This window comes from Plantactinospora sp. DSM 117369 (assembly GCF_053764795.1).
In genome coordinates, this window is sequence record NZ_CM132446.1 from 617,557 (window position 1) to 642,949 (window position 25,393).

General features: G+C 73.3%; 21 protein-coding genes and 1 riboswitch. Of the genes, 12 read left to right on the forward strand and 9 right to left on the reverse strand.

What is annotated here, in order from left to right; translation table 11 throughout:
* Nucleotides 1-114 precede the first annotated feature (114 nt).
* From ACSMXO_RS02870 to ACSMXO_RS02880, 3 genes are all read left to right on the forward strand, one after another.
* Nucleotides 115-3,039: an alpha/beta fold hydrolase gene (locus ACSMXO_RS02870; RefSeq protein WP_455416605.1), complete on the forward strand. Its 2,925-nt coding sequence runs from the start codon at nt 115-117 to the stop codon at nt 3,037-3,039.
* Nucleotides 3,039-3,926, forward strand: coding sequence for an ABC transporter permease subunit (locus tag ACSMXO_RS02875; protein ID WP_455416606.1), 888 nt, complete (start codon nt 3,039-3,041; stop codon nt 3,924-3,926). The genes ACSMXO_RS02870 and ACSMXO_RS02875 overlap by 1 nt, the downstream gene beginning before the upstream one ends.
* 315 nt (nt 3,927-4,241) lie before the next feature.
* Nucleotides 4,242-5,513, forward strand: a complete 1,272-nt coding sequence (locus ACSMXO_RS02880; RefSeq protein ID WP_455416607.1) for a sensor histidine kinase — start codon at nt 4,242-4,244, stop codon at nt 5,511-5,513.
* On the opposite strand, the gene ACSMXO_RS02885 is transcribed toward ACSMXO_RS02880, so the two are convergent.
* Nucleotides 5,456-6,154: a response regulator gene (locus tag ACSMXO_RS02885; protein WP_455416608.1), complete on the reverse strand. Its 699-nt coding sequence runs from the start codon at nt 6,152-6,154 to the stop codon at nt 5,456-5,458. The genes ACSMXO_RS02880 and ACSMXO_RS02885 overlap by 58 nt on opposite strands.
* Before the next feature lie 237 nt (nt 6,155-6,391).
* Here ACSMXO_RS02885 and ACSMXO_RS02890 point away from each other — a divergent pair, with 237 nt between their 5' ends.
* From ACSMXO_RS02890 to ACSMXO_RS02905, 4 genes are read left to right on the forward strand one after another with little or no spacing between them, the layout of a single operon-like run.
* The gene (locus tag ACSMXO_RS02890; RefSeq protein WP_455416609.1) at nt 6,392-7,897 is read left to right on the forward strand and encodes a PqqD family peptide modification chaperone; all 1,506 of its coding nucleotides are present in this window, start codon (nt 6,392-6,394) and stop codon (nt 7,895-7,897) included.
* Nucleotides 7,894-8,775: a S24/S26 family peptidase gene (locus ACSMXO_RS02895; RefSeq protein ID WP_455416610.1), complete on the forward strand. Its 882-nt coding sequence runs from the start codon at nt 7,894-7,896 to the stop codon at nt 8,773-8,775. Before ACSMXO_RS02890 ends, ACSMXO_RS02895 begins: the two co-directional genes overlap by 4 nt.
* A complete protein-coding gene (locus ACSMXO_RS02900; RefSeq protein WP_455416611.1) occupies nt 8,772-9,710 on the forward strand; it encodes an ABC transporter ATP-binding protein in 939 nt (312 codons plus the stop codon). The genes ACSMXO_RS02895 and ACSMXO_RS02900 overlap by 4 nt, the downstream gene beginning before the upstream one ends.
* Complete coding sequence (locus ACSMXO_RS02905) at nt 9,707-10,519, forward strand: ABC transporter permease (protein ID WP_455416612.1); 813 nt, start codon at nt 9,707-9,709, stop codon at nt 10,517-10,519. Before ACSMXO_RS02900 ends, ACSMXO_RS02905 begins: the two co-directional genes overlap by 4 nt.
* Nucleotides 10,520-10,541: 22 nt before the next feature.
* Here ACSMXO_RS02905 and ACSMXO_RS02910 read toward each other — a convergent pair whose 3' ends face one another.
* The gene (locus tag ACSMXO_RS02910) at nt 10,542-10,820 is read right to left on the reverse strand and encodes a DUF6295 family protein (RefSeq protein WP_455416613.1); all 279 of its coding nucleotides are present in this window, start codon (nt 10,818-10,820) and stop codon (nt 10,542-10,544) included.
* A gap of 32 nt (nt 10,821-10,852) precedes the next feature.
* Nucleotides 10,853-11,596, reverse strand: coding sequence for a dienelactone hydrolase family protein (locus ACSMXO_RS02915; protein WP_455416614.1), 744 nt, complete (start codon nt 11,594-11,596; stop codon nt 10,853-10,855).
* A 187-nt stretch (nt 11,597-11,783) separates the two neighbouring features.
* Nucleotides 11,784-11,900, forward strand: a riboswitch (SAM riboswitch).
* A gap of 13 nt (nt 11,901-11,913) precedes the next feature.
* On the opposite strand from ACSMXO_RS02915, the gene thrC reads away from it, so the two are divergent.
* The 3 genes from thrC to paaN all read left to right on the forward strand — a co-directional run bounded on the left by thrC (nt 11,914) and on the right by paaN (nt 16,376).
* Complete coding sequence (gene thrC, locus ACSMXO_RS02920; protein WP_346260922.1) at nt 11,914-13,209, forward strand: threonine synthase; 1,296 nt, start codon at nt 11,914-11,916, stop codon at nt 13,207-13,209.
* A 412-nt stretch (nt 13,210-13,621) separates the two neighbouring features.
* Nucleotides 13,622-14,638, forward strand: a complete 1,017-nt coding sequence (locus ACSMXO_RS02925; protein ID WP_346260923.1) for a GNAT family N-acetyltransferase — start codon at nt 13,622-13,624, stop codon at nt 14,636-14,638.
* 64 nt (nt 14,639-14,702) lie between these two features.
* The gene (gene paaN, locus ACSMXO_RS02930) at nt 14,703-16,376 is read left to right on the forward strand and encodes a phenylacetic acid degradation protein PaaN (RefSeq protein WP_455416615.1); all 1,674 of its coding nucleotides are present in this window, start codon (nt 14,703-14,705) and stop codon (nt 16,374-16,376) included.
* Nucleotides 16,377-16,435: 59 nt separating this feature from the next.
* Here the strand turns inward: paaN and ACSMXO_RS02935 are convergent, their stop codons facing one another.
* Nucleotides 16,436-17,059: a GNAT family N-acetyltransferase gene (locus ACSMXO_RS02935; protein ID WP_346260925.1), complete on the reverse strand. Its 624-nt coding sequence runs from the start codon at nt 17,057-17,059 to the stop codon at nt 16,436-16,438.
* Between the two features lie 326 nt (nt 17,060-17,385).
* Here ACSMXO_RS02935 and ACSMXO_RS02940 point away from each other — a divergent pair, with 326 nt between their 5' ends.
* Nucleotides 17,386-17,589 (forward strand): cold-shock protein, encoded by a 204-nt coding sequence (locus tag ACSMXO_RS02940; RefSeq protein WP_123563110.1) that lies wholly within the window; start codon nt 17,386-17,388, stop codon nt 17,587-17,589.
* Nucleotides 17,590-18,481: 892 nt separating this feature from the next.
* Nucleotides 18,482-20,104, forward strand: a complete 1,623-nt coding sequence (groL, locus tag ACSMXO_RS02945; protein WP_107257537.1) for a chaperonin GroEL — start codon at nt 18,482-18,484, stop codon at nt 20,102-20,104.
* 51 nt (nt 20,105-20,155) lie between these two features.
* Here groL and ACSMXO_RS02950 read toward each other — a convergent pair whose 3' ends face one another.
* From ACSMXO_RS02950 to ACSMXO_RS02970, 5 genes are all read right to left on the reverse strand, one after another.
* Nucleotides 20,156-20,413, reverse strand: a complete 258-nt coding sequence (locus ACSMXO_RS02950) for a hypothetical protein (protein WP_455416616.1) — start codon at nt 20,411-20,413, stop codon at nt 20,156-20,158.
* A gap of 90 nt (nt 20,414-20,503) precedes the next feature.
* A complete protein-coding gene (locus ACSMXO_RS02955) occupies nt 20,504-21,469 on the reverse strand; it encodes a GNAT family N-acetyltransferase (RefSeq protein WP_346260927.1) in 966 nt (321 codons plus the stop codon).
* Between the two features lie 76 nt (nt 21,470-21,545).
* Nucleotides 21,546-24,200 (reverse strand): S8 family serine peptidase, encoded by a 2,655-nt coding sequence (locus ACSMXO_RS02960; RefSeq protein ID WP_455416617.1) that lies wholly within the window; start codon nt 24,198-24,200, stop codon nt 21,546-21,548.
* A 62-nt stretch (nt 24,201-24,262) separates the two neighbouring features.
* Entirely contained in the window at nt 24,263-24,613 is a 351-nt protein-coding gene (locus tag ACSMXO_RS02965) for a winged helix-turn-helix domain-containing protein (RefSeq protein WP_346260929.1), read from the reverse strand.
* Nucleotides 24,606-25,355 carry a hypothetical protein gene (locus tag ACSMXO_RS02970; RefSeq protein ID WP_455416618.1) on the reverse strand — a complete coding sequence of 250 codons (750 nt, stop codon included), beginning with the start codon at nt 25,353-25,355 and terminating at the stop codon, nt 24,606-24,608. Before ACSMXO_RS02970 ends, ACSMXO_RS02965 begins: the two co-directional genes overlap by 8 nt.
* Between the last annotated feature and the right edge of the window lie 38 nt (nt 25,356-25,393).

Here is a 25,393-nt window from a genome sequence, read left to right on the forward strand (position 1 = left end):
GGATACCCGGTGGCGCGACGCGGACGACGACTCACGGACACCGAACGGGCCAGCCGGACGGACGTACGGCGGATCTCAGCCAACGCTCAGCTCCGGCGCCGTACGGTGTGAGCCATGCCTTCCCGACTGCTGGCGCGGCTGCGCCGTGCCCGGCCGACCCGGCGCCGGTTGATTGCCGGATCGACCGTGCTGGTGTTGCTGGCCGCGCTGGTCGGCTGGGCGGTGTGGCCGGAGAACCCGCCCTACTCCACAACGGACTCCATGATCTCCGTCCGGTCCGGACCGGGCGGCGACCAGCCGGTCGACCTGGACACCAGGTTCTACCTGCCGGACGGGGCGAGCGCCGACCGGCCGGTACCGGCGGTGCTGCTGGCGCACGGCTTCGGCGGCACGAAGCGGTCCGTCGAGTCCGACGCCGAGGACCTGGCCGGGCTGGGTTACGCCGTGTTGACATACACCGCCCGGGGGTTCGGGCGCAGCGGCGGGCAGATCCACCTCGACCACCCCGACTACGAGGTACGGGACGCGGCCCGGTTGCTCGACTGGCTCGCCGCACGGCCGGAGATCCGCAAGGACTCGGCCGGCGACCCCCGGGTGGGCGTGGTCGGCGGCTCGTACGGCGGCGCCCTGGCCCTGCTGCTCGCCGCCCAGGACCAGCGGGTGGACGCCATCGTGCCGATGATCACCTGGAACGACCTGGCCCGCTCCTTCCTGCCCGAGTCCACCGGCCGGGAGCCGGTCGACGGGGTGTTCAAGAAGGGCTGGGCCGGGATCTTCTTCGGCAGCGGCGGCGGTACCGGCCTGGGCGGACTCACCGCCCCCGGCACCGCACCAGGCGGCGAGGACTCCGGCGACGAGGATGCCGACGGGGACGGTCCGGCCGGCGGGCAGGACCCGGTGCTCGGCACGGTGCCGGGTGCCGCTCCGGGCGGTACCCCGGACGACCCGGCCTGCGGGCGCTTCGCCGCCGACGTCTGCGCCGCGTACCTGCGGATCGCCACCACGGGCCGGGCCGACCCGGCGGCGGTCGAGCTGCTCCGCCGGTCCAGCCCGGCCGGCGTGCTCGACCGGATCAAGGCGCCCACCCTGCTGGTCCAGGGCGCCGCGGACACGCTCTTCCCGCTCGCCGAGGCGGACGCCAACGCCCGGGGCATCGCGGCCGGCGGCACCCCGGTCCGGGTCGCCTGGTTCACCGGCGGGCACGACGGCGGCGAGGGCCCGCAGACCGACCGGGACCGGCTGCGGTTCCTGATGGCACAGTGGCTGGAGCACTACGTCAAGGGGTCCGGCGACGCGCCGTCGACCAGCTTCACCTGGTCGCGGATCGCCGGCTTCGACGCGCTGGACCGCGGGCTGGTCGCCACCGGCTTCTCCGTCACCGACTATCCGGGCGTCGGCGGCACCACCAGCGAGTCGATCGCGGTGGCCGGGCCGGCACAGCGGATCGCCAACCCGCCGGCCGGCAACCCGGCGGCGATCTCCGCACTGCCGTTCGGTGGCGGCTTCTCGTCGCTGCTCGACGGGGTCGCCGGAGACCTGCCCGGCCAGCACGGCCGGTTCGAGTCGGCACCGCTTCCCCGGGCCGTCGACGTGGTCGGCTCGCCGACGGTCACGATCCGGGCCGCGTCGCCGACCGGCGAGGCGGTGCTCTTCGTCAAGCTCTACGACGTCGACCCGAACGGCCCGGCCGCGCTCTCGAACGGCCTCGTCGCGCCGGTCCGGCTGACCGGGCTGCCCGCCGACATCTCCGCCGCGACGCCGGTCCGGGTCACCCTGCCGGCGATCGTGCGCCGGATCGAGGCCGGGCACCGGCTCCGGATCGTGGTCGCCACCTCCGACCAGGGCTACGCCACCCCGGTCGAGCCGGTCACCTACACCGTCGCGCTGGCCGGGCCGGCCTCCGGGGCCGTACCCGGAATGCCGGCCGGGGCCGCCCTGACCGGCGCCGAGGTGTCGCTGCCGACCGTGGTCGGCGAGCCGATCGCCACCCCGGCGGTGGTCTGGCGCTGGGCGCTCGCCGGCCTGGTCGCCGCGATCGTGCTCGGGCTCGTCGTGGTGGTGGCCGTGCTCCGCCGCCGGCACCGCCGGCACGACACCTCGGTGCATCCCGAGTACGCCGACACCCCGCTGGTCGTCCGCGACCTGCGCAAGGAGTACGCCGACGGCTTCGTCGCGGTCTCCCGGATCGACTTCGAGGTGCACCGGGGCCAGGTGGTCGGCCTGCTCGGGCCGAACGGCGCCGGCAAGACCACCACGCTGCGGGTGCTGATGGGGCTGACCCAGCCGACCACCGGCGAGATCCACGTCTTCGGTCACCGGCTGGTGCCCGGCTCGCCGGTGCTGTCCCGGATCGGCGCGCTGGTGGAGGGGCCGGGCTTCCTGCCGCACCTGAGCGGTCTGGAGAACCTGCGCGCGTACTGGCGGGCGACCGGCCGGCCGGAGGCGGACGCGCACTTCGAGGAGGCGCTGGAGATCGCCGGGCTCGGCGACTCGATCCACCGCAGGACCCGCAAGTACAGCCATGGCATGCGGCAGCGGCTGGCCATCGCGCAGGCCATGCTCGGCCTGCCGGAGCTGCTGGTGCTGGACGAGCCGACGGACGGGCTGGACCCGCCGCAGATCGCCGAGATGCGCCGGGTGCTGCGCCGGTACGCCACCGACGGCCGGGCGGTGCTGGTCTCCAGCCACCTGCTGGCCGAGGTGGAACAGACCTGCACGCACGCGGTCGTCGTGCACAAGGGGCAGATCGTGGCGGCCGGCAGGGTGGAGGAGATCGTCGGCGAGTCGCCGAGTACCCAGTTCGACGTCTCCGACGTCGACGCCGCCCGGGCGGTTATGGAGCGGCTGGCCGGAGTACGGGTGCTGCCGGAGACCAACGGCGCGCTGGTGGTCGACACCAACGGCACCGCCCGGAGCGAGGTGGTGGCCGAACTGGTCCGGGCCGGTGTCGGGGTGGACCGGGTGGTGCCGCGCCGCCGCCTGGAGGACGCCTTCCTCGCCCTGGTCGGCGAGAACTCTCGGGGAAGCGGGGACCGCTGATGACCGCCACACAGACTCCGGCGGCACCGGACGCGGCCGGTGCCGCCGCCGGGTACCGGCCCCGGGCCACGCTCTCGATCGCCGCCGAGTGGCGCCGGCAGGCGTCCCGCCGGCGTACCCAGTTCGCGCTCGGCTTCATGGTGCTGCTGCCGCTGATCATCCTGATCGCGTTCCAGTTCGAGGGCTCCGGCGACGACGACAACGGCGGGGGCGAGTTCGGCAGCCTGATCGAGCTGGCCACCAGCGGCGGGCTCAACTTCACCCTCTTCGCGCTGCTCGTCTCGTCGTCGTTCCTGCTGGTCGTGGTGGTGGCGCTGTTCTGCGGCGACACGGTGGCCAGCGAGGCGAGCTGGGGCAGCCTGCGCTACCTGCTGGCCGTACCGGTGCCCCGGGCCCGACTGCTGGCGGTCAAGCTGGTGGTCGCACTCGGGTACTCGCTGCTGGCCCTGCTGCTGCTGGCCGGCACCGCGCTGCTCGTCGGCACCCTCCGGTACGGCTGGTCCCCGCTGTCCAGCACCGTCGCCGCGCAGATCCCGGCCGGGGAGGGGCTGCTGCGCCTGCTCGGCATCCTCGGCTATCTGGCGGTCGTCCTGCTGGTCGTGGCCGGCCTGGCGTTCCTGCTGTCGGTGACCACGGACGCGGCGCTCGGCGCGGTGGGTGGCGCGGTGCTGCTCTGGATCCTCTCCAGCATCCTCGACCAGATCACCGCGCTGGGCGTGGTGCGGGACTTCCTGCCGACGCACTACAGCAGCGCCTGGCTCGGCCTGCTCTCCACCCCGGTGCAGACCGACGACATCGTCAAGGGCGCCATCTCGGCGATCTGCTACGCCACCGTCTTCTGGTCGCTCGCCTTCTGGCGCTTCACCCGCAAGGACGTGGTGTCGTAGCACGACGGTCGCCGGGTGGTGGGCAGTTCCCAGCTGGCGGTGATACCACCGGGTCATCGTGATGACTCGGTGGTATCACGCTCGCCAGGCATGTGCCGGCGTCAGTCTGGTGCCCGGCGCAGCTCGGGCCATCGTTGCCGTACGGCGACCGTCAAGCCTCCGGCGGGCTCTCCGCCGCTGGTCGGTAGCGATATTCTCACTGCCGGTGGCGGGAGCGGCGTGGGCGACGAAGCCGTCACCCTGCGGTCCACGACGCTCCGCGCCGGCCGGGGCCGCGGGACGGCTGCCCGGTGACTCTGGGACAGGGGGTGTCCGGTGCTGGATCTTGCCACCCGGGTCGGGCGACCGCCCCGGCGGATCAGCCGGTTCCTCTCCGAGGCACGACTGGGCTGGGTGGACGCCCGGCTGATGGTCACCATGCCCGGCCGGGAGCGCACGCTGCGCTTCATCGCCGTGCTGCTGTTCTGCCAGCGGGCGAGCTACATCGTGCCGGCGCTGCTCGGGATGTCCAGCGGTGACACCCGCTACCACAGCCCCGCGCTGAACACGACGCTGCTGCTCGGCGTGGTTGGCTGGAACGTCCTGCTCGGGGCGCTCGTGTGGCGGCGGGGTTGGTTCAGCTACGGGCACGTCGTGCTGGACGTCGCGATCATCTGCGGGCTGCTGGTGGTGGTCAACGCCAACATCCGGTCCGGCTACGAGCTGTCGGCGGCGAACTGGGCCGGCAAGTTCGCCCTCGGCTCGGCGGCACTGGTCGGGGCGGTGCTGAGCCTGCGGGCGCTGCTCGTCGGGCTCGGGCTGCTGGTGCTGACCGCGGTGGCCGCCGCCTCGGTGCAGATCGGCGGGCTGCCGCCCTGGGAGTCGGGTTTCGTCAACCACGTCAACTCCAGCCTGTGGTTCGCGCTGGTGCTGCACTTCACCCGCCGGTTCCTCTGCGCCCAGGCCAACGCCGTCGACGAGGCGACCCAGCGCCGGCTCGCGGCCGAGACGGCGACCGCGGCCGGGGCGGCCCGGTACGCCGAACGGCTGCACCACTACCGCCGGCTGCACGACACCGCGCTGGCGACGCTGACCGCGATCGCCCGGGGCGGGCTGGACCATCGCGCCGAGGACGTCCGGCGGCGCTGCGGCCGGGAGGCCGACTACATCCGGAGCCTGGTCACCGAGGACCGGGCCGAGGCGGAGAGCACTCTCGGTGTCAGCCTCGCCGAGGTGGTGGCCGACGCGACCGGGCTGGGCCTGCGGGTGCACCTGCGCTCGGGCAACGTGCCGTCCCAGCCGCCCCGGCACGTCGTACGGGCGGTCTGCGACGCCGCCCGGGAGGCGCTGAACAACGTGGCCCGGCACGCCGGTACCGGCGAGGCGTGGGTCACCGTCGACTGGTACGACGGCGTGCTCGGGGTGCGGGTCGTCGACCGGGGGGTCGGGTTCGACACCGACGGTGCCACCGGAGGTTTCGGGTTACGCCGGTCGATCGCCGAACGGATGACCGAGGTCGGCGGCGAGCTGCGGCTCTTCTCCGAGCCCGGTCACGGCACGAGTGTCGAGCTGCTCTGGCCGGCGTCGTCGCCGGAGGCGGACGGGTAGCGGTGCAGCCCGTCCTCGCGGACCCGGTCGGCGAGGTCGAGTTTGGTGTACGTCGGCCGGCCCGCGTCGCAGTATTTCGCCTTGACCCGGTCCAGGTACTGCCGCGCGGTCGTCGGTTGGATGCCGACCTTGCGGGCCACCGCGGTCAGCGTCATGCCGGAGGCGTAGGCGACCAGTACGGACCGTTCCCGGGGCGCCAGTCTGGGCCGGTCCGGCCGCTCGTCACAGGACCAGGCGAAGGCCAGCTCGGGGGAGTGCGCCACCTCGCCCCGGGCGACCGTCCGGATCGCCTCGGCCAGGCTCGGCAGGTCGTGGTCCTTGGTGAGGTAGCCCGACGCGCCGGCCCGGATCACGTCCACGCCGTGCACCACGTGCGGCACCACGCTGACCACCAGCACCGGCCGCCCGGTGGCGACGAGCCGGCGCACGTTGTCCACCGGCGCGGATCCGTCCGCCAGCAGCAGGTCGAGTACGACGACGTCAGCCCGGCCCGGTTCGGTGTCGAGGAGTTGGTCGACGGTGGCCGCCGTGCAGAGCAGCCGGAGGTCGGGAACGGAATTGAGCCAGGCGGCCATGCCGTCCAGCAGCATCCGGTCGTCGTCGACCACGGAGACCGAGAGCGCGGACACGACAGACAGCACCTCGCCTTCCGCCGGGAAGGGTGACCCGGAGCCCGGGACGGTGGGGTGGCAGGGGCCCCGGACACTAGATCCCCGCCGATCCGCTGTCAAGACGCCAATTCTGCTTTCTGGTATCGCACGGTGACAGTCGGTGATTCTTGACTGGATCGAGTCCCGTCGGCGAGACCCGCCGCACGGACCTCGGGACAGCGGGGAACCGCCCGACGGCGGCTCCCTCCGGCTGGACGGGGAGTGCTCATGCGACTGTCGGCGATGTGGGACTCCCTGATCGTCCCGGACGACCTCGGCTACTTCCGCTGCCGCGACCGGTATCTCGTGGAGAATCCGGGCCTGGCCGCCTGGGCGGTGCTCTCCGAGGAGGAACTCGGACTGCTGCGGGCGCTCGCCGACGGGGCCGCCCCACCGTCCGGATCCACCGTGCCCGGCGAGTGGCACCGTCTCGAACGCCAACTCGGCACCCTGGTGCTGAACTGGCTGGTCTACCTGCCGGGCCGGGTGCCCCGGGTCCGGCCGGCCGAGCCGAGGTTGAGGGCGGTCCGCTACGCCATCACCGAGGGCTGCCCTCCGCCCTGCCGGGAGCGCCCCGCCTCCTGCGCCCACCCGCTCCCCGGTGAGCTGGAACCGGCGGAGTCCCTCGACCTGGTGGACCAGATCGCCGAGCTCGGCGCGGAGCTGCTGATCCTGACCGGCGGCGAACCGATGCTGCGGCGCGATCTCTTCGACGTGGCCGACCTCGCCCGCAGTCGGGGGCTGCGGGTCAACCTGGTCACGACCGGCACCCGGATCCGGGACGCCGGCACCGCCCGGCGGATCGCCGACACCTTCGCCAGCATCACCGTCAGCCTGGACGGCGGCGGCCACGAGCTGCTCGGTACGGCTCCGGGCGAGGGCACGGTCGCGCGGACCGTACGCGGGCTGGCCCTGCTGAACGCGGCCGGTGTCAAACCGGCGATCGACCACGTGGTGTCGCCGGAGAACATCGCCGCGCTGGACGACCTGATGGCGTTCCTGGACGGCATCGAGTTCAGCCGGATCCGGATGATGAGCCACACCGCCGTCGAACGGGGCGGCCCGGGCGGTCCCCACCTGGGCTGGGAGTACCTCGGCGGGGAGTACCAGCTCGCGGCGCGGCGGTCCGGCTGGACGAGCCCGGTGGCCCGGAAGGCCCTCAGCCAGGGCCCGAGGGCGGTTCCCTCGTGTTCGGTCCAAGCCGACTGCGGGCTCCGCGGCATCGACATCCACGTCGACCCGCGTGGCGACGTCTATCCCCGCGAGCCGGTCCCCGGCCCGCCGCACCCGGCCGGCAACCTGCGGAACCAGCCGCTGCGCGAGATGTTCGCCCCACCCGTCCGCCGACGGCCGGCACGCCCGGACCCCGCCGTCCGGAGGATGCCGGTCGCTTCCACTGCTGACCACCGGACTGGGAGGTGCCGCGTGACGGTCGGAATCAACTCCGGGATCGTCTGGGTCGACGACGACGAGGAGGTCCGGCTCTACAACCCGGCCGACGGGGAGTTCCAGACGCTCAACGCGAGCGGCGCGCAGATCTGGCGTCGGCTCGCCGCCGGCAGCGCCGTGGAGACCGTCGTGCGTGACCTGGCCGACGCGTTCGGCGGCGACGACGGCCGGGAACGCGAGGCCGTCGCCCGGGACGTCCGCGAGTTCGTCGGGCTGCTGCACGCCCGCGACCTGCTTCGGGCGGCCGAGCCGTCCGGACCGGCCGGAGCGGAGGGCGACCGGTGAGCGGAAGCGGCTTCGCCGACCTGGTACGCGCGACCCTCGCCGCCGGAGGACTGGCCCGGGTACCGGTCACCGACTCCGGCATGCTGCCGGTGCTCTCCGGCGGCACCGTCGTCGTCGAGCCGGTCGAGTTCGACCAGATCCGCCCCGGCGAGGTGGTCGCGTACCAGCACGGCGACGGGATCGTGGTGCACCGGGTGGTGGCCCGGCTGCCGGAGCACCTGCTGACCGCCGGCGACAACCTGCCGCTGTACGACCCGCCGGTGCCCCGGGCGGCACTGCTCGGCCGGGTGCCGCAGGTCGCCGCCCGGCTCCCGGGTGCCCCGGCCGTCGGCTGGCCGCCGCTCCCGCCGCCGGACGGCGTCACGCTCTGGCTGGTCGGCGCGGCGGCCCGGGCCGTACCGGAGACCGACCACCAGCTTCCGGTGCCGGGGAGCCGCCGTCCGGAGGCCCTGGTCCGAGTACGCCACCTCGCCGCCGGCTCCGCCCTGCCGGACCGGGTACGCCGAGCCCTGGACGCGCTCGACGCGCTGGGCGGGGTGACCGTGGGCATCTCCCCGGCCGCGGTACGCCCGGTCGACGACCTACGTACCGGACTGGCCGGCCCGAGCCGCCCGGCGCAGCGGCTCGACATCGTGCTCGGCTGCCGGTTCGGCTCGCCGGCGCTGCCCGGCGCCGCCGGCCGGGGCACGGTCGCGCCGCAGGCCGGGCCCGGTGACGCGCAGCCGCTCATCGCCCCGGACGACGTCGATCACCACCTGCGGACCGGCCCGCCACTGCGGGAGGCGGGTCCGGAGAGCGAGATCCGGATCATCCTCGCCACGCTGGGCGTACCCCCGTTGCCGGGATCCCCGGAGCCGGCGCTCGACGGTGCGCCGTGACCCCGGCGATCGTCGCGACCGACCTGGTCAAGGTGTATCCCGGCGTCGCCGCCCCGGCGGTCGACGGGCTGACCTTCGACGTTCCGGCCGGCCAGGCGGTCGGGTTGCTCGGCCCGGCCGGCTCCGGCAAGACCACCCTGCTCAAACTGGTCTGCGGCGCCTGCCCGGCCAGCTCCGGTCGGATCCTGGTGCACGGCCGCCAGCCCGACGCCGGCGCGCGGCGGGACGTGGCGGTGGTGCACCAGTCGGGGCCGTTCGACCTGATGTTGACGGTCCGGGACAACCTGCGGATCGCCGCGGCGTTCCGGGGCCTGCCCTGGCGCCGCGCCCGGTCCCGGGCCGACGAACTGCTCGGCGCCTTCGAGCTGGCCGGCAGCGATGACCAGCTCGTGCACACCCTCTCGGCCGGGCAGCGGCGCCGGCTCCAGCTGGTGCGGGCCCTGCTCCGGGTGCCGAGAGTCCTGCTGCTGGACGAGCCGTCGGCCGGACTGGACGTCGAGGGCCGGCGCCGGGTCTGGGCCGGCCTGAACGAGCTGCGCCGGCAGCACGAGCTGACCATCGTGCTGACCAGCCACTACCTCGACGAGGTGGAGCGCAACACCGAACGGGTGCTGGTGCTGTGCCGGGGCCGGATGATCCGGGACGGCGCTCCGGCGGATCTGCGGGACGAACGCGGCGAGGCGCGGGCGGTGCTGCGGAGCGGATCGGTGGACGGCTGGCCGGCGATCGCCGCCGGGGCGCTGCGGCTGGGCCTGGCCGCGGCCCGCAGCGGAAACGAGATCGTGCTGACCGGGCCGGACCTGCGGCGGCGGCTGCCCCGGCTGCTCGCCGAACTGGCCGACCAGCAGATCCCGGTCGACAGCGTGGAGCTGGCCACGGCCTCGCTGGAGGAGGCCTTCGTGGCCCTGACCCGATCGGAGGTGACCATCCGGTGAGCCTGTCCGGCCTGGCCGACGACGACACCGCCGCGCCGCCCTGGCACGGCTCCGGATTCACCGCGACGCTGCGGCGGGAGTGGTTGCTGCTCACCCGCAACCGCAGCAACCTGCTGCTCGCGGTGGTGCCGACCGCCGTCTACATCGCACTCGTCGCCACCTCGCTCGCCGACCTGCTCGGTACGGTGACCTACCGGGGCGAGAGGGTCGGCTACCCCGACTTCGTGGTACCCGCGCTGATGTTCGCCGCGCTGCTGGCCGCCGCCACCACCTCGGGTACGGCGTTCGTCCAGGAGCGGGCGCACGGGATGGCGCTGGAACTGTGGTCGTACCCGCTCACCCGCTGGCAGTACGTCGCCGGCAAGCTGCTCGCCGGCTCCGCCCTGGTGTTCGTCCACACGGTCGCCGCGCTGGCGGCCTCGGCGGCGCTGTTCCGCGGGCGCTGGCCGGCGGACCGCTGGGCCGCGCTGCTCTGCGGGGCGCTGCTCGCCGCGCTGGCGTTCAACGCGCTCTGCCTGCTGCTCGGCACCGTGGTGCAGGACTCACAGCGGTTCACCGTGCTGGTGAACGTGCTGGCCCCGCTGGGACTCTTCGCCAGCCCGTCGTTCTATCCGATCGAGAATCTCGGTACGGTGCAGCGGATCCTCGCGGACGTCAACCCGGTCAGCTACGGCGTCACCGCGCTCCGGGAGGCGCTGCTGCGCGGGTTCCCCGGCGCCTGGCCGTATTTCCTGCTGCTCGGGGTGGTCGGCGTCGTCGCGGTGGCGGGGGTGGGCCGGGCCCTGGTGCGGCAGTCCCGGGCGCTCTGAGGTGACGCCGCCAGGCTCACCGTCAGACCTTCTGGTCGCGGCTGGCCAGCCCGGCCGGTGCGGCGGCCAGGGCCGCCTGGATCGCATCGACCAGGGCGAGCGCGGACTCCTCGGTCAGCTCGACCGCGACCCGGGCGGCCGGGCCGGCGGCCGGGTTCAGAAAGTCGATGTTGAGGGTGTGTGCGTACGGGGCGTGCGTCGGATGGTCCACGTAGACGCAGGTGTGGCTGACCGGGAACCAGCCGTCGGCACCCTTGCCGCTGCCGTCGACCTCGCGTTTCACCGTGACGTACGTGCACATGCCGGCCTCCTCTGGCTCGGGGCGGAACGGGGTCAGGCGCCGAGCTGGCGGTCGAAGAAGTCCCGGACCCGCCGCCAGCCCTCGGTGGCGGCCAGCGGCCGGTAGCCGGGCCGGTCGACGGCGAAGAAGCCGTGCCCGGCGTCGGCGAAGGTGTGGAACTCGTGCGGCTTGCCGAGCCGGGTCAGCTCCCTGGACAGCTCGTCCATCTGGGCCGGCGACGGGTACTGGTCCTCGGCGCCGAAGAGCCCGAGCAGCGGGCAGGAGAGCCTGTCAGCCTGGTCGAGCAGCGGCTTCACCGCCAGCGGGAAGCTCTCCGGCGGGTCGCCGACCACGAACGCGCCGTAGCAGTCGACGGCGGCGTCCAGCGGCAGCCGGGTGGCGGCCAGGAACGCCTGCCGGCCGCCGGAGCAGTACCCGATCACCCCGACCCGGCCGTTCGACCCCGGCAGCCCGCGCAGGTGTTCGGCCGCGCCGCCGACGTCGCCGACCAGCCGGTCGTCCGGTACGCCGCCGGCGGCCCGCGCCGTGGCCGCCGCGTCGTCCGGGCTCGCCCCCGGCGCCTCCCGGGAGTAGAGGTTGGGGCAGATCGCCGCGTACCCGTAGCTGGCCAGCCGGCGGGTGATCTCCTTGGTCGCCTCGTCGTAGCCGGGCATGTGGTGGATCACCACCACCCCGCCGCGCGGCGTGGGTCCGAGGGGCTGGGCCAGGTACGCCTCGATCTCGTCGCCGCCCGCCCCGGTGATCCGGACCGTCCCGGCCTGCATCGCGTCCTGCAACGTCGCGCTCCCGTCCTGCCGGCCGGACTGTCACCGCCGGCCGCACCGAAGTTTCGTTAGCCTGGGATAACTATTTCAGCCGGTGGTCCGCGGCGGTCCGGCGGCCCGGCGCGGGGATCTTGCTCACACCGGGAAGAGACCCGGGACAGTGGCTCCCGGTGCCCGTAGACTGGCGGCACAACTTCATACCTCATCCAGAGGGGCTGAGGGATACGGCCCGATGACGCCCCGGCAACCACTCCACGGCGGAGCAGGTGCCAAATCCGTCCCCGCCGCGCGGTGCGGCGCCAGGGAAAGATGAGAGGACGGCAATCGCCATGACGTCGATCATCGACGCGACCCCCAGCCAGACCAGCCCGGTGGCCCCCAACCCGGCCCGCGTCCTCGTCTGCCGCGGTTGTGGCACCGAATACCCGCTGGTCGCCCAGCACGCCTGTTACGAGTGTTTCGGCCCGCTGGAGGTCGGCTACGACGCCGCGACTCTGGCCCGGGTCACCCGGGCCGACATCGAGGCCGGCCCGAAGAACCTCTGGCGGTACGCCGCGCTGCTGCCGACCGGCCAGGACCCGACCACCCGGGTCACCCTCGATCCGGGGCTGACCCCGCTGGTCCCGGCCGCCGGCCTCGCCGCCGAGCTGGGCATCCGGGCGCCGCTCTGGGTCAAGGACGACAGCGCCAACCCCACCCACTCGTTCAAGGACCGGGTGGTGTCGGTGGCGCTGACCGCCGCCCGTGGCCTCGGCTTCACCCGGTTCGCCTGCGCCTCGACCGGCAACCTGGCGAACTCGGTCGCCGCGCACGCGGCCCGGGCCGGGGTGCCGTCGATCGTCTTCATCCCCGGCGACCTGGAGCAGGGCAAGGTGGTGACCACCGCCGTCTACGGCGGCGACGTGGTCGCCATCGACGGCTCGTACGACGACGTCAACCGGCTCTGCGGCGAGCTGGTCGAGACCGACGAGTTCGAGGACACCGCGTTCGTCAACGTGAACGTCCGGCCGTACTACGCCGAGGGCTCCAAGACGCTGGGCTACGAGGTCGCCGAGCAGTTGGGCTGGCGGATCCCCGAGCAGGTGGTCATCCCGATGGCCAGTGGCGAGCTGCTTACCAAGATCGACAAGGCGTTCAGCGAGCTGGTCGAGATCGGACTGGTCGAGGCCCCGGCCAACGGCTGGAAGGTCTTCGGCGCCCAGTCGGCCGGCTGCAACCCGATCGCCGTCGCGCTGCACGCCGACACCGACGTGATCACCCCGGTCCGGCCGACCGGGATCGCGAAGTCGCTCAACATCGGTGACCCGGCCGCCGGGCTCTACGCGCTGGAGGCGGTCCGCCGCACGGGCGGCTGGATGGACTACGCCGATGACGACGAGATCCGTGCCGCCATCCGGCAGTTGGCCCGTACCACCGGGGTCTTCGCGGAGACGGCCGGCGGGGTGACGGTGGCGGTGCTCGGCAAGTTGGTGGCGAGCGGCCGGCTGGACCCGGACGCCGAGACGGTCGTCTACAACACCGGCGAGGGCCTCAAGACGCTGGACGCGGTGGCGGCGCAGGTCGGTCCGACGTACCGGGTCAAGCCGTCGCTGCGGGCGGCCCGGGACGCCGGCCTGCTCGGCTGAATTTTTCGGGAAGAATTTTTCGGCATCTGCCCGGGCCTGCCCGGGCAGATGCACGTGCAACTTGCAGGTTAGATCGTTCGGGTTCTCCGGACGAGCGGTGGACCCGGTGGTACGGATGCGGTGCGTAGCTGCTGTTTTGCCGCCCGTAACGAAAACACGCGGTAGAGGGCTTGACGGCTGCATCTGCACGTCGCAAGATGCTCCGTGCGGGAGGACGCACCGCCGTAGACTTTCAAAGCTCTTACGACCCGACGCCGGAGGCGTTGTGCGGGCGTCCTCCCGACCAAAACTCTCTCCCCGGCCGGGCTGCCGCCATCGCCCGCCCGTTGGCTCAACGCGGATCCATCGACCCGGGTGACGGTTCCCCGATATTCGGTCGCGCCCGGTTCGTGCAAGCGGCACCCTCCAGAGCATGGACATCGTGGTCACTCCCCTGGACGTCGCCGACGTCGCCGCCACCGAGCGGGCGTACGAGATCGAGGCCGCCGCCCGGGCGACCGACCAGCCCGACGTGCCGAGGCTGCCCCGGCAGCGCTTCTTCGCCGGGCTCCGGCGCCCCTGGCCCGGTAACGACGACCGGCACGCGCTGGGCTATCTCGACGGGGTGGCCGTGGGCTACCTGGCGGTCTCGCTGCCGCAGCGGGAGAACCTGGAGAACGCCGGGCTGACGCTCGCCGTCCATCCGGAGTACCGCCGCCGGGGCGTCGGCCGGGCCCTCTACGAGTACGCGGTGCGGGTGGCCCGGGACGAGGGCCGCAAACGGATCATCGGCGAGGTGGCGAACATGAGCCCGCAGGCCGCCCCGACGATGCCGGGCGACGCCTTCGCCGCCGCGCTGGGTGCCAAGCCGGCGTTGGCCGACGTACGCCGCCGGCTCGACCTGACCACCCTGGACGAGCCGGAACTCGACCGGCTGCTGACCGAGGGCCTGGCCCGGGCCGAGGGCTACTCGATCGTGCGCTGGCAGGGCGCGACCCCCGAGGAGTACGCCGAGGACGTCGCCTACCTGGACAGCCGCCTGGTCAGCGACGCGCCGATCGGCGACCTGACCTGGGAGGCGGCCAGGCCGGAGGTGACCCGGCTGCGCGAGATGGAGCAGGGCTACCACGATCGGGGCCAGTACTGGTACAACAGCGGCGCCCGGCACGACGCGACCGGCCGGTTGGTGGCCTGGACCGGGATCGGCATGAACATTGGCTGCGACTGGCACGCGTTCCAGCAGATCACCCTGGTCGAGCCGGCGCACCGGGGGCACCGCCTCGGCACCGTGATCAAGATCGACAACCTGCGGCAGATCCGGGCGCACGAGCCGGCGCTGCGGGTCATCGACACCTACAACGCCGCGTCGAACGACTACATGATCTCGATCAACGAGGCGCTGGGATTCCGCGCGGTCGCCGGGCTCAACACCTGGCAGGCGACCCTCTGACCGGCGGCGTCCACCCCCGGTGCGGAGGCTGGGACGGGCCGGGCCGGTGCGGCATGATGGCGGGATGACGGAGACCCCGCACCCCTTCTTCGCCCGGCACGCCGACACCCTGGAACGGGCACTCACCGCGATCACCGAACGCTCCTACTGGTCCGCCTACCCCGAGTCACCCAGCCCTCGGGTCTACGGCGAGACCGCCGCCGCCGAGGGCGAGGCGGCGTTCCGGGCGTACCTGGGCGGCAAGTTCCCGCTCGACCAGCCCGGCACCGGTGACTGGGTGGCCACCGAGGCCAGCCCGTTCGGCATCGACCTCGGGGTGAGCTACCCGCACGCCGACCCGGAGGTGCTGCTGGCCGCTGCCGCGACCGCGCTGCCGGCCTGGCGGGACGCGGGGCCGCAGACCCGGGTCGGGGTATGCCTGGAGATCCTCGCCCGGCTGCACGGACACGTCTTCGAGCTGACCAATGCGGTGCACGCCACCACCGGGCAGGCATTCGTGATGGCGTTCCAGGCCGGTGGCGCGCACGCGCTGGACCGGGCCCTCGAAGCGCTCGCCTACGCGTACCAGGAGATGACCCGGCACCCGGCGACGGCGGCCTGGGAGAAGCCGGCCGGCAAGGGCGACCCACTGCGGATGACCAAGAACTTCCACGTGGTGCCGCGCGGCGTGGCGCTGGCGATCGGCTGCAACACCTTCCCGACCTGGAACACCTACCCGGGACTCTTCGCCTCGCTGGTCACCGGCAACCCGGTGGTGGTCAAGCCGCACCCCCGGGCCGTGCTGCCGCTCGCCATCACCGTCCGGTACGCCCGCGAGGTGCTGGCCGAGGCCGGCTTCGACCCGAACCTGATGCTGCTCGCCCCCGAAGCGCCCGGCGAGCGACTCGCCTCCACCCTGGCGCTCCGCCCCGAGGTGAAGATCGTCGACTTCACCGGCTCCACCGAGTACGGCGACTGGCTGGAGGCGAACGCCCGGCAGGCCGCCGTCTACACCGAGAAGGCCGGGGTCAACGCCATCGTGGTCGACTCGACCGACGACTTCGCCGGGATGTGCCGCAACATCGGCTTCTCGCTGACCCTCTACAGCGGGCAGATGTGCACCACCCCACAGAACATCCTGGTGCCGCGTGACGGGATCGAGACCGACCAGGGGCACAAGAGCGTCGACGAGGTCGCCGCCGGCATCGCCGGGGCGGTCGGCAAGCTCACCGGCGACCCGGCCCGCGCGGTCGAGCTGATCGGCGCGATCGTCAACGACGGCGTGCTGGCCCGGCTCGACGAGGTCGCCGGGATCGGCGAGCCGGTACTGCCGTCCCGGCCGGTCGAGCACCCGAACTACCCGGGCGCGGTGGTGCGTACGCCGCTGATCGCGAAGCTCGGCGCCGACGATCTCGGCACGTACGGGCGGGAGTGGTTCGGGCCGATCTCGTTCGTGATCGCCACCGACTCCACCCCGCACAGCCTGGCGATCCTGCGGCAGACCGTCGGCGAGCGCGGCGCGCTGACCGCCGCGGTCTACTCGACGGACTCCGCCGTGCTGGACGCGGCCGAGAACGCGGCGATCGAGACCGGGGTGCATCTCTCCTGCAACCTCACCGGCGGGGTCTTCGTCAACCAGTCGGCGGCGTTCTCGGACTTCCACGGCACCGGCGCCAACCCGGCGGCGAACGCCGCGCTGACCGATGGCGCCTACGTCGCCAATCGGTTCCGGGTGGTCCAGGCCCGCCGGCACAGCTGACCCGGCAGCGGTGGGGGCTCCTGCCACGCCGGTCGGGCCCCTTCCACCGTCGCCGGAGATCAGGCGGTCCGGCGCATCTGTAGTTCGCGGAGCGTGCGGACGGTCGGGTGTGCCACCCGTACCCCCGTGTCGACGAAGCCCAGCCGCTCGTACGCCCGTACCGCCCGGTCGTTGCCGACCACCACTTCCAGCAGGAGCTCTGGCCGGGCGACCGCCCTGGACCAGTCGGCCACCGCTTCGACCAGGGCGGCCAGCAGGCCGCTGCCCCGCCAGGCCGGAGTGAGGTAGACGGCGAAGACGACGGTGACGCCCGGCTGACCGGGTGCCGCCTGGCCACCGGCGTGCCCGACGACCCGGCCGTCGACCTCGGCGACGAACGCCGCCGTCCGGGGGCCGGTGGACATCCCGGCGATCCGGGCCGCGAACTCGGCGTGCGGTCGGGCCGCAGCGTCGGCGAGCGTCTCCAGGAAGGCCAGCGGGGAATCCGCGAGCATCTCCAGGCGGATCGCCCGGACCCGGGCGGCGTCGGCGGGACGTACCCGGCGGACCGTCGGTAGGTCGGCGCTCGGTCGAAGACCGGAATCGGCCGTACCGGCGGCCCGGTCCGGGGTAGCTGACCCGGGTCGATCGGAGGAGTGCGCGGACTCCGGCTCGGCGGCGGTCTGCGGGATGGAAGCCGGCACGTCCGCCATGGTCGCACGCCGTACGGCGCCCAGTTTCGGCGGGTAACGGAGCCGCCGGCGGTTTCGGTGCGGGCCGGTTGAGCTGGGCAGCGACGGCCGCCAATAGGTGAGAGGCCGGAAAGGACCGCCCGGTTGTCTGCTCGGTGACCGTTTTGGCCTAGTGCGCCGCCGCCCGACCTTGGTGTACGGTGCGGGTTCGGCCGCTCGATTCGTGGTTCCCCAATTACATGATCCATTTTGGGGATAGCGACTCGGCGGTCCCGGCAGGCATACGGCGTCGCCGGAGCTCGGGCAGCTCCGACGCGACCGAAGTAAGGAAGTGCACCGTGGCGCAGGGCACCGTGAAGTGGTTCAACAGCGAAAAGGGCTACGGCTTCATCGCGGTCGATGGCGGGCAGGACGTCTTCGTCCACTTCTCCGCGATCCAGATGGACGGCTACAAGGCGCTTGACGACGGTCAGCGCGTCGAGTTCGAGATCGCCCAGGGGCAGAAGGGCCCGCAGGCGGAAAAGGTCCGGGTCATCGCCTGAGCTGCCGGGCCATCGGCCCGCCGCTCTCGGGCTCGTCCCCCGTTCCGCTGCCACCCGGCCGCCGGTAAGCCGCCGGTCGGGACCGTTGCCGGCCCAGTCCGGACTCCCGCCGTGTCGATACTCCACAACGACGGCGGTCTGCGGCTGGCCGGGTCGCCGTGCGACGTCGTTGGCGTGTCCGGCGGGTCGGTGTGCCGGTTGCTACCGCGCTCGTGCCGGTCGTCCGGCGGATCTCTACGCGTCTTCCGTCCGATGCGTCTCTCGGACTGCCCGCACGGATCCGGGCTGCTGCGGTATGGCGTCCGGCAAGGCGCCCGCTGTCCTGATCGGGTTGGCGTCGACCGCCCCTTGGCCGGGCTTTCCCGTGATTGCGACAACCCGCATTCCGGCCCCCTCCGGAGACGCCGGGGCCGCGCGGTCGGCGGGCGCGGGGGCGCGGATCTGCCGGCGCTTCCCGACTCCCGGCCGGGTCCTGACACCGCTGGTTCGGCTGCCGTTCCGCTCCCATTGGGCTGCTGGTCTCCCGCCGCGCTCCGGCCGCCGCCAGCCGGTCCCGATGCCCGGTTCGACCGGCTCACTCGCTTGCACTCGGCAGGGGAGAGTGCTAAACAAGTGTTTGGCACTCGCATACCGTGAGTGCCAAGGCCGGGGCGGTAGGGCCACGGTCGCGGGCTCGCGGAGCGGGTGCGCGGCACATGGCCGGTCGTCGCGGGCTGTCCGGCCCGGCCGGCGGACGTCACTGTCGCACAGCGCGACGGAGCAGAGCAGGCACCCACGGGTGTCGGCGGCCCCGTCCGCCAGTGCCGTAGTGACGTCCGAAGGTGCGTAATCAGGCGGCAGGTCGGGGTCAACAGGCTCCGGCGGCCGTGAGTGTCCAGGAGGACAACGCCGTATGGCCAAGATGATCGCGTTCGACGAGGAGGCGCGCCGCGGCCTTGAGCGGGGCATGAACACCCTCGCCGACGCCGTAAAGGTGACGCTGGGCCCGAAGGGCCGCAACGTCGTGCTCGAGAAGAAGTGGGGCGCTCCCACCATCACCAACGACGGTGTGAGCATCGCCAAGGAGATCGAGCTCGAGGACCCGTACGAGAAGATCGGTGCGGAGCTGGTCAAGGAGGTCGCCAAGAAGACCGACGACGTTGCCGGTGACGGCACGACGACGGCGACCGTCCTCGCCCAGGCGCTGGTCCGTGAGGGCCTGCGCAACGTCGCGGCCGGTGCCAACCCGATGGCCCTGAAGCGGGGCATCGAGGCCGCCGTCGCGAACGTCTCGGAGGAGCTGAGCAAGCTCGCCAAGGACGTCGAGACCAAGGAGCAGATCGCCTCCACCGCCTCCATCTCCGCTGGTGACACCAGCGTCGGCGAGATCATCGCCGAGGCGATGGACAAGGTCGGCAAGGAAGGCGTCATCACCGTCGAGGAGAGCAACACCTTCGGGCTCGAGCTGGAGCTGACCGAGGGTATGCGCTTCGACAAGGGCTACATCTCGGGGTACTTCATGACCGACCCCGACCGGATGGAGGCCGTGCTCGACGACCCGTACATTCTGATCGTCAACAGCAAGATCTCGACGGTCAAGGACCTGCTGCCGATCCTCGAGAAGGTCATGCAGTCGGGCAAGCCGCTGGCCATCATCGCCGAGGACGTCGAGGGCGAGGCCCTCGCGACCCTGGTGGTCAACAAGGTCCGGGGCACCTTCAAGTCCGTCGCCGTCAAGGCGCCGGGCTTCGGTGACCGCCGCAAGGCCATGCTGGGCGACATCGCCATCCTGACCGGCGGGCAGCCGATCAGCGAGGAGGTCGGCCTCAAGCTGGACGCCGTCGGCCTCGACATGCTGGGCCGGGCCCGCAAGGTCGTGGTGACCAAGGACGAGACCACCATCGTCGACGGTGCCGGCGACGCCGACCAGATCAACGGTCGGGTCAACCAGATCCGTGCCGAGATCGAGAAGAGCGACTCCGACTACGACCGCGAGAAGCTGCAGGAGCGCCTGGCCAAGCTGGCCGGCGGTGTTGCGGTGATCAAGGTCGGCGCGGCCACCGAGGTCGAGCTGAAGGAGCGCAAGCACCGCATCGAGGACGCGGTGCGCAACGCGAAGGCCGCCGTCGAGGAGGGCATCGTCCCCGGTGGTGGTGTCGCGCTGGTCCAGGCCGGCAAGACCGCCTTCGACAAGCTGGACCTGGCCGGCGACGAGGCGACCGGCGCGCAGATCGTCAAGATCGCGCTGGACGCCCCGCTGCGGCAGATCGCCGTCAACGCCGGCCTTGAGGGCGGCGTCGTGGTCGAGAAGGTCCGCAACCTGGACGCCGGGCACGGCCTCAACGCGGCCAACGGTGAGTACGTCGACCTGCTCCAGGCCGGCATCATCGACCCGGCCAAGGTGACCCGTTCGGCGCTGCAGAACGCGTCGTCGATCGCGGCCCTGTTCCTGACCACCGAGGCTGTGGTGGCGGACAAGCCGGAGAAGACCCCGGCTGCCCCGGCTGCGCCGGGCGGCGGGGACATGGACTTCTGAGTCCAGGCTCCACGTCGTGGGGGCGGGCCGCGTCAGCGGTCCGCCCCTTCGTCATGTCGGCATCCGCCGCTGGTTGCGTCGTTTCTGCGCCTGACTGAACGGTTCCTGGGTCGACCTCGGCGCGTCCACCAGCGCCACGGGCTCCTCGGGAGACATGCCGTCGACCCCGTCCATTTCCGCCCGCTGCTCGGCGTCCCCGTAATCGAGCCGGGACACCGGGGTATGGGCGGAGAGATCCGGGGACGCCCAGGCGACCGAATGGAGATCGTCAACCGGTTCGTCATCTTTTGTCATGACTGCCTCCTCCACCGCAAACGGTAGGAGGCGGCGACCGATAACACGGGTAAATGGCGCGGTATCGATGCGAGCCGCTGCTGGTGCGGTGTGCGGTAGCGGCTCCTAGAGCTGCTTGCGGTAGAGGAAGAAGACCCGCTCGATCCGTGCCCCGGCGCTGGCCGCATAGAACGGCACCGGGCCGACCCAGCCGATCTCGGCCCGCAGGTGTCCGGCCGCCCGCTGGTCGCGTAGGCACCGGCGGAGCAGTACACCGCCGATCCCCAGTCCCTGAGCGGCGGGCGCGGTACCCATCGGCCCGAACCAGCTCGGCCGGGACGAACCGTACGCGGCGAAGCCGAGCAGTTCCGGCGCCCCGCCGCCGGTGGGCGTACGGACCGCGACGTGGCAGCCGGCGCCCTGCCGGCCGACCGAGTGCAGCAGCTCGGCGTCCCAACTGCCGCCGAAGGTCGACCGGGCGAACCCGGCCAGCATCTCCAGGTCGGCCGGCTCGGCCCGGCGTACCGTGACACCCTGCTCCGCCAGCCGCCGCTCGGCAGCCTCGGTGGAGCGCAGCGCCGGAGAGGACTCGGTGGAGAGGTCGGCGGTCATGTTCCAGGCGGTCCCCTCCGGGCTGTAGCCGAGCGCCAGCGCGGTGCAGACCGCCGGGGTGTACCGGACGTCGATGCCGGGCCAGACGTAGTGCGGCGGGTTGCCGACGATGCGTACCTGGGTCGCGCCGAGCCCGGCGAGCGCCTGCTCCAGCCGCGACACCAGGGCGCGGCCGATGCCCCGCCGTCGCCGCTCCGGGTGCACCGCGACCAGGTCGAGGTGGCCGGCGGTCGGGTCCGGGCCCCGGTCGGCCATCGAGCCGAGCGCGACCCCGGCGAGCGCGCCGTCCTGCCAGCCGAGCACCCCGACGGTACGCCGCGGCCCGGCGGCGCCCGGCAGCGGCGAGTCGTCCCGGAGCCGGGCCACGATCTCCGCCGCCTCGGCCGAGTCGTCAGGCAGGTCCAGCGCCGCCCGGCAGAGTTCCACCACTGCGGGTAGCTGGTCGTCGGTCAACTCGGTCAGGGACAGCTCGGCGTTCATGGTCGCCGACCATACCGAGCCCGGCCGACCCGACGCGGCCCGGTTCGGCCGGGCCGGGCCAGGGACCGGGCGCCGGCTACCGGTTCGGCTGGCCGAGTTGTCGGGCGGCCTGGACCGCCGCGTACGCGTCGACCAGCCCGGCACCGGTGATGTTCCGTTCCGAGCCACAGGTGTCGGTGTCCTGCCGCGACTGGAACGTCGGCTCGGCCGGGGTGGCGGTGTCGAGCAGGATGCGCCGGGTCGTCTCCAGGTCGCCGACCAGCGCCGGGTTGGCCGACCACATCAACGCGACCACCCCAGCCAGGTGCGGGGCCGCCATCGAGGTGCCGCTCAGCGTGCCGTACCCGCCACCGGGCAGTGCCGAGAGGACGTCGGCGCCGGGCGCGACCAGGTCCGGTTTGGGCAACCCGCCGGGCGCCGGGCCACGGCTGGAGAAGGAGGTGACCCGGCGCTGCCGGTCCACGGCGCCGACGGTGAAGACGTCCGGGTACGGTGCGGGCGGGTCGTCGACCGAGCCGCAGAACGAGCCGGTGTTGCCGGCGGCGGCGACGAAGAAGATCCCGGCCGCCGCGAGCGCCGAGGTGGCCGGCTGGAGGGTGTCCCGGGCGCAGCCCTCGATCGCCGGGCAGCCCCACGAGTTGCTGAGTACCTGGGGTGCCCGGTCCGGGCGGCCGCCGGTGAACGGGTCGGCACCGGGCGGGAACGGCGCCAGCATGAACTGGAGGCAGTCGAGGTAGCGCGCGGGGTTGCCCAGGTTCCGGTCGAGGTTCACGCAGCCGACCCACTCCGCTCCGGGCGCCACTCCGACCCGCTGGTGGCCGACGGCGGTGGCCAGGGTGTGCGTACCATGGCCGCCCAGGTCGGTGGGGGAGCGGGAGCCGTTCCACGGGTCGTACCAGGAGTCGTCACCGCCCCGGAAACCGGCGGAGAGCGCCGGGTGCCGGCCGTCCACACCGGAATCCGAACCACCCACCACGATGCCCGAGCCAGTGACGCCGAGCTGTGACCAGACCCGGTCCGCGCCGACGAGGCCGAGGTTCCAGCTCGGTACGGCCGGTGCCGGCTCGGCACCACGGCTCGGCGACCCGCTGGCCGGCAGCGGGCGCAACCGCTGGCTGACCAGTACCTGGTCGACGTCCGCCCGCCGGGACAGCCAGGCCCGCACCGCCGCGCCGCCGTCCACCTCGACCGCGTTGACCAGGTAGTACGGGGTGTAGTCCAGGTGCAGACGGTCCAGTTCCCGGCGCAGGTCCGCCTGGGACCGTTCGGCGGTCTCGACCAGTCGGCGGTACACCTCCCGACCCCGGGCCTGCCGACCGGCCGGGCCGGTCTGCGCCACCACCCCGGTCAGGTCCGCCTGCTCCCTGAGCACCACGAAGAGCCGTTCGCCGTGCCAGCCCGGGGAGCCGAGCCCGACGTACACCGCGCCGGTGGCGAGCAGCAGGACTCCGGACACGGCTGCGGCGACCGGGCGGCGCGGGGTGGCTGCGCCGGGGCGACCGAGGCCGACGCCGTACCCGATGCCGAGCAGCACCGCGATGGCGAGCGAGCCGGCGGCGGCGATGGCCGCCCAGAACGGCACGTCCCGGGCGGTGGAGAGCAGCAGCGTGATCTCCTCCGGATCGACCAGGGTCAGCGGCCCGGCGGCGGCGATGCCGACCAGCCAACCGACCGGGGCGGAGCCGACCGGCCGGAGCCCGGCTTCCGGCGTGCCGGCCCCGGCCGCCGACCGGGCCCGGGAGGTCACCCGCAGGGCGGCGAGCGCGAAACCGGCCGGCGGGAGGACGAGCAGCGCGCCGAGTTGCGCACCGGACTGGCCGATCCCGCCCGCGACCAGCGCCAGTGTCACTCCGGCCACCAGCCCGCCGACCAGGACCAACCGGGCCCCGCCCACCGGGCGCCCCGGGGCCGGGCCGCCGCTGCGGCTCGGGGCGGACCGCTCGTAACCGGCCCAGAAACGTCCATCCAGGACGGTGGCGGCCAGCCAGCCCACCGCGGCCGAGGCGAGCAGTCCGCACACCGTCTCCAGTGCGCCGCCCAGGGCGCCGACCCAGACCCAGGGCAGCAGCAGGGCGAGCCCGGCGGCCACGGCCAGACCGATCGCGGCCGGCTCCGGCCGGACCTGCGCTGCCCGGAGCCGCTCCGGTCGGCTGACGAGGCGTCGGATCAGCAGGGCGCCCAGTCCGGCCACCCCGGCCAGCCCGGCGAGATAGACCTCCGGGAGGGTGAGCGGTACCGCCCGGAGCAGCCCGAGCGTGCCGAGCGCGATCGCGCCGAGCAGCCAGGCGCGGCCGGCGGCCCGGACGGCCGGGGAGCGGGGCAGCGCGGCCAGCAGTCCGGCCGGTACCCCGACGAGCAGCGCGGTCACGACGCCGGTCACCGGCCACAGCCAGTCCTGCCGATCCAGGCCGGAGACGAGCAGGACCTGCTCGACGAGCCAGCCGACGGTCTGGCCGCCGGCGGTGACGCCGACCGCCCAGACTCCGACCAGCGCGGCGGCGACGACCGGCCAGACCCCGCCGCCGGCAACCGGCACCGGCCGGACCCGCGCTGCCGGCCACGGCGGGTGCGGCCCGCCGGACCAGGGTTGGTGCGGAACTGCCGGCCACGGCTGGTGCGGGGCCGGCGGCCAGGGCGGGGTGGGCGGGGACGGCGGGGTGGGCGGGGACGGCGGGGTGGGCGGGGACGGCGGGGACGGTTCGTCGGGCGGCGGTGGCGGACCATCCTGCATGTCCGAACAGTACGACGCCGCCCGGCCACCGCCGACCTCGGCCGGCTACGGTACGACGGCGTTCAGCTCTCCGGCTCCGGCTCGGCGGTGGCGTTGCGCAGTCGGCTCACCAGCTGCTCCAGCGCGGCGACCTCGGCACGCAGGGCGGCCCGGCCCTGCCGGGTGAGCCGCAGCCACGTGCAGGGCCGGCGTCCCTCGTACCCCTTGATCACCCGGAGCAGTTCGGCCTGTTCGAGGATGCGCAGGTGCCGGTTGAGGTTGCCGTCGGTCAACCCCAGTTCGTCCCGGAGGGTGGCGAACTTGCACTCCCGGGTCTCGCTGAGCACGGTGAGGATGCCGAGGCGCACCCGCTGGTGGACGGTGTCGTCCAGGGCCAGTGCCGGATGCGCCGGAGCCGGCCGGTCGTCAGGCATCGCGGACGTGTCTGGTGCGGGCCACGCGTACGGCGGCGAAGACGACGAGCGGCAGTGCCATCAGCACAAGGTAGTGCCCGGGCCGGAGCGAGAGTTGGCCGCCGAGTGAACCGGACTGGCCGCCGAGGATGTCGGTGACCCAGGGCGGCAGGTAGCCCAGCGGGAACGTGCCGCACAACCAGACCGAGAGCAGGGCGATCCAGATCCCGGCGGCGGCGAGACCCGGGCTGCGCTCGGCCCAGGCGAGTGCCAGTACGGCCACCGCGACCGGGAGCAGCGGGGTCAACAGCCCCGGCCAGAACCAGTCCGGTGCTGCGCCCAGCGCACCGGACGGAGCCTCCGTCTCCGGTACCGCCGCGAGGACCGCGAGCAGCAGCAGCATCCCGAGCCCGGCAGCGGCGAAGATCGGCCAGGAGACCCGCAGGCCGAGTCGCCGGGCGCGCAGGGTGTACCAGGCGGCGGCCGTGGCGACCAGCAGCGGGGTGCCGACGAACCAGAAGGCGTACGACAGGACCGGGTGCCGCTGCTCGTCGGGGAGTCCGGCCCAGTAGGGATGGTCGATGCGCAGCGCGGTCGGCTGCCCGAAGGGCATCCGGTAGAGGGCGATGCTGGCCAGCAGCAGTACGGCGACGGCGAGTGCCGGCAGCCACGCCCCGCCGTGGGTCCGGGTGCGGGTGCGACTGCGCAGCCGGTCCAGCTCGGCCAGGATCTCGGCGGGCCGTTCCTCGTCGGTGGAACTCATCGTCGCCTCCTCAACTTTGCATCAGCGCTTTACTCTGC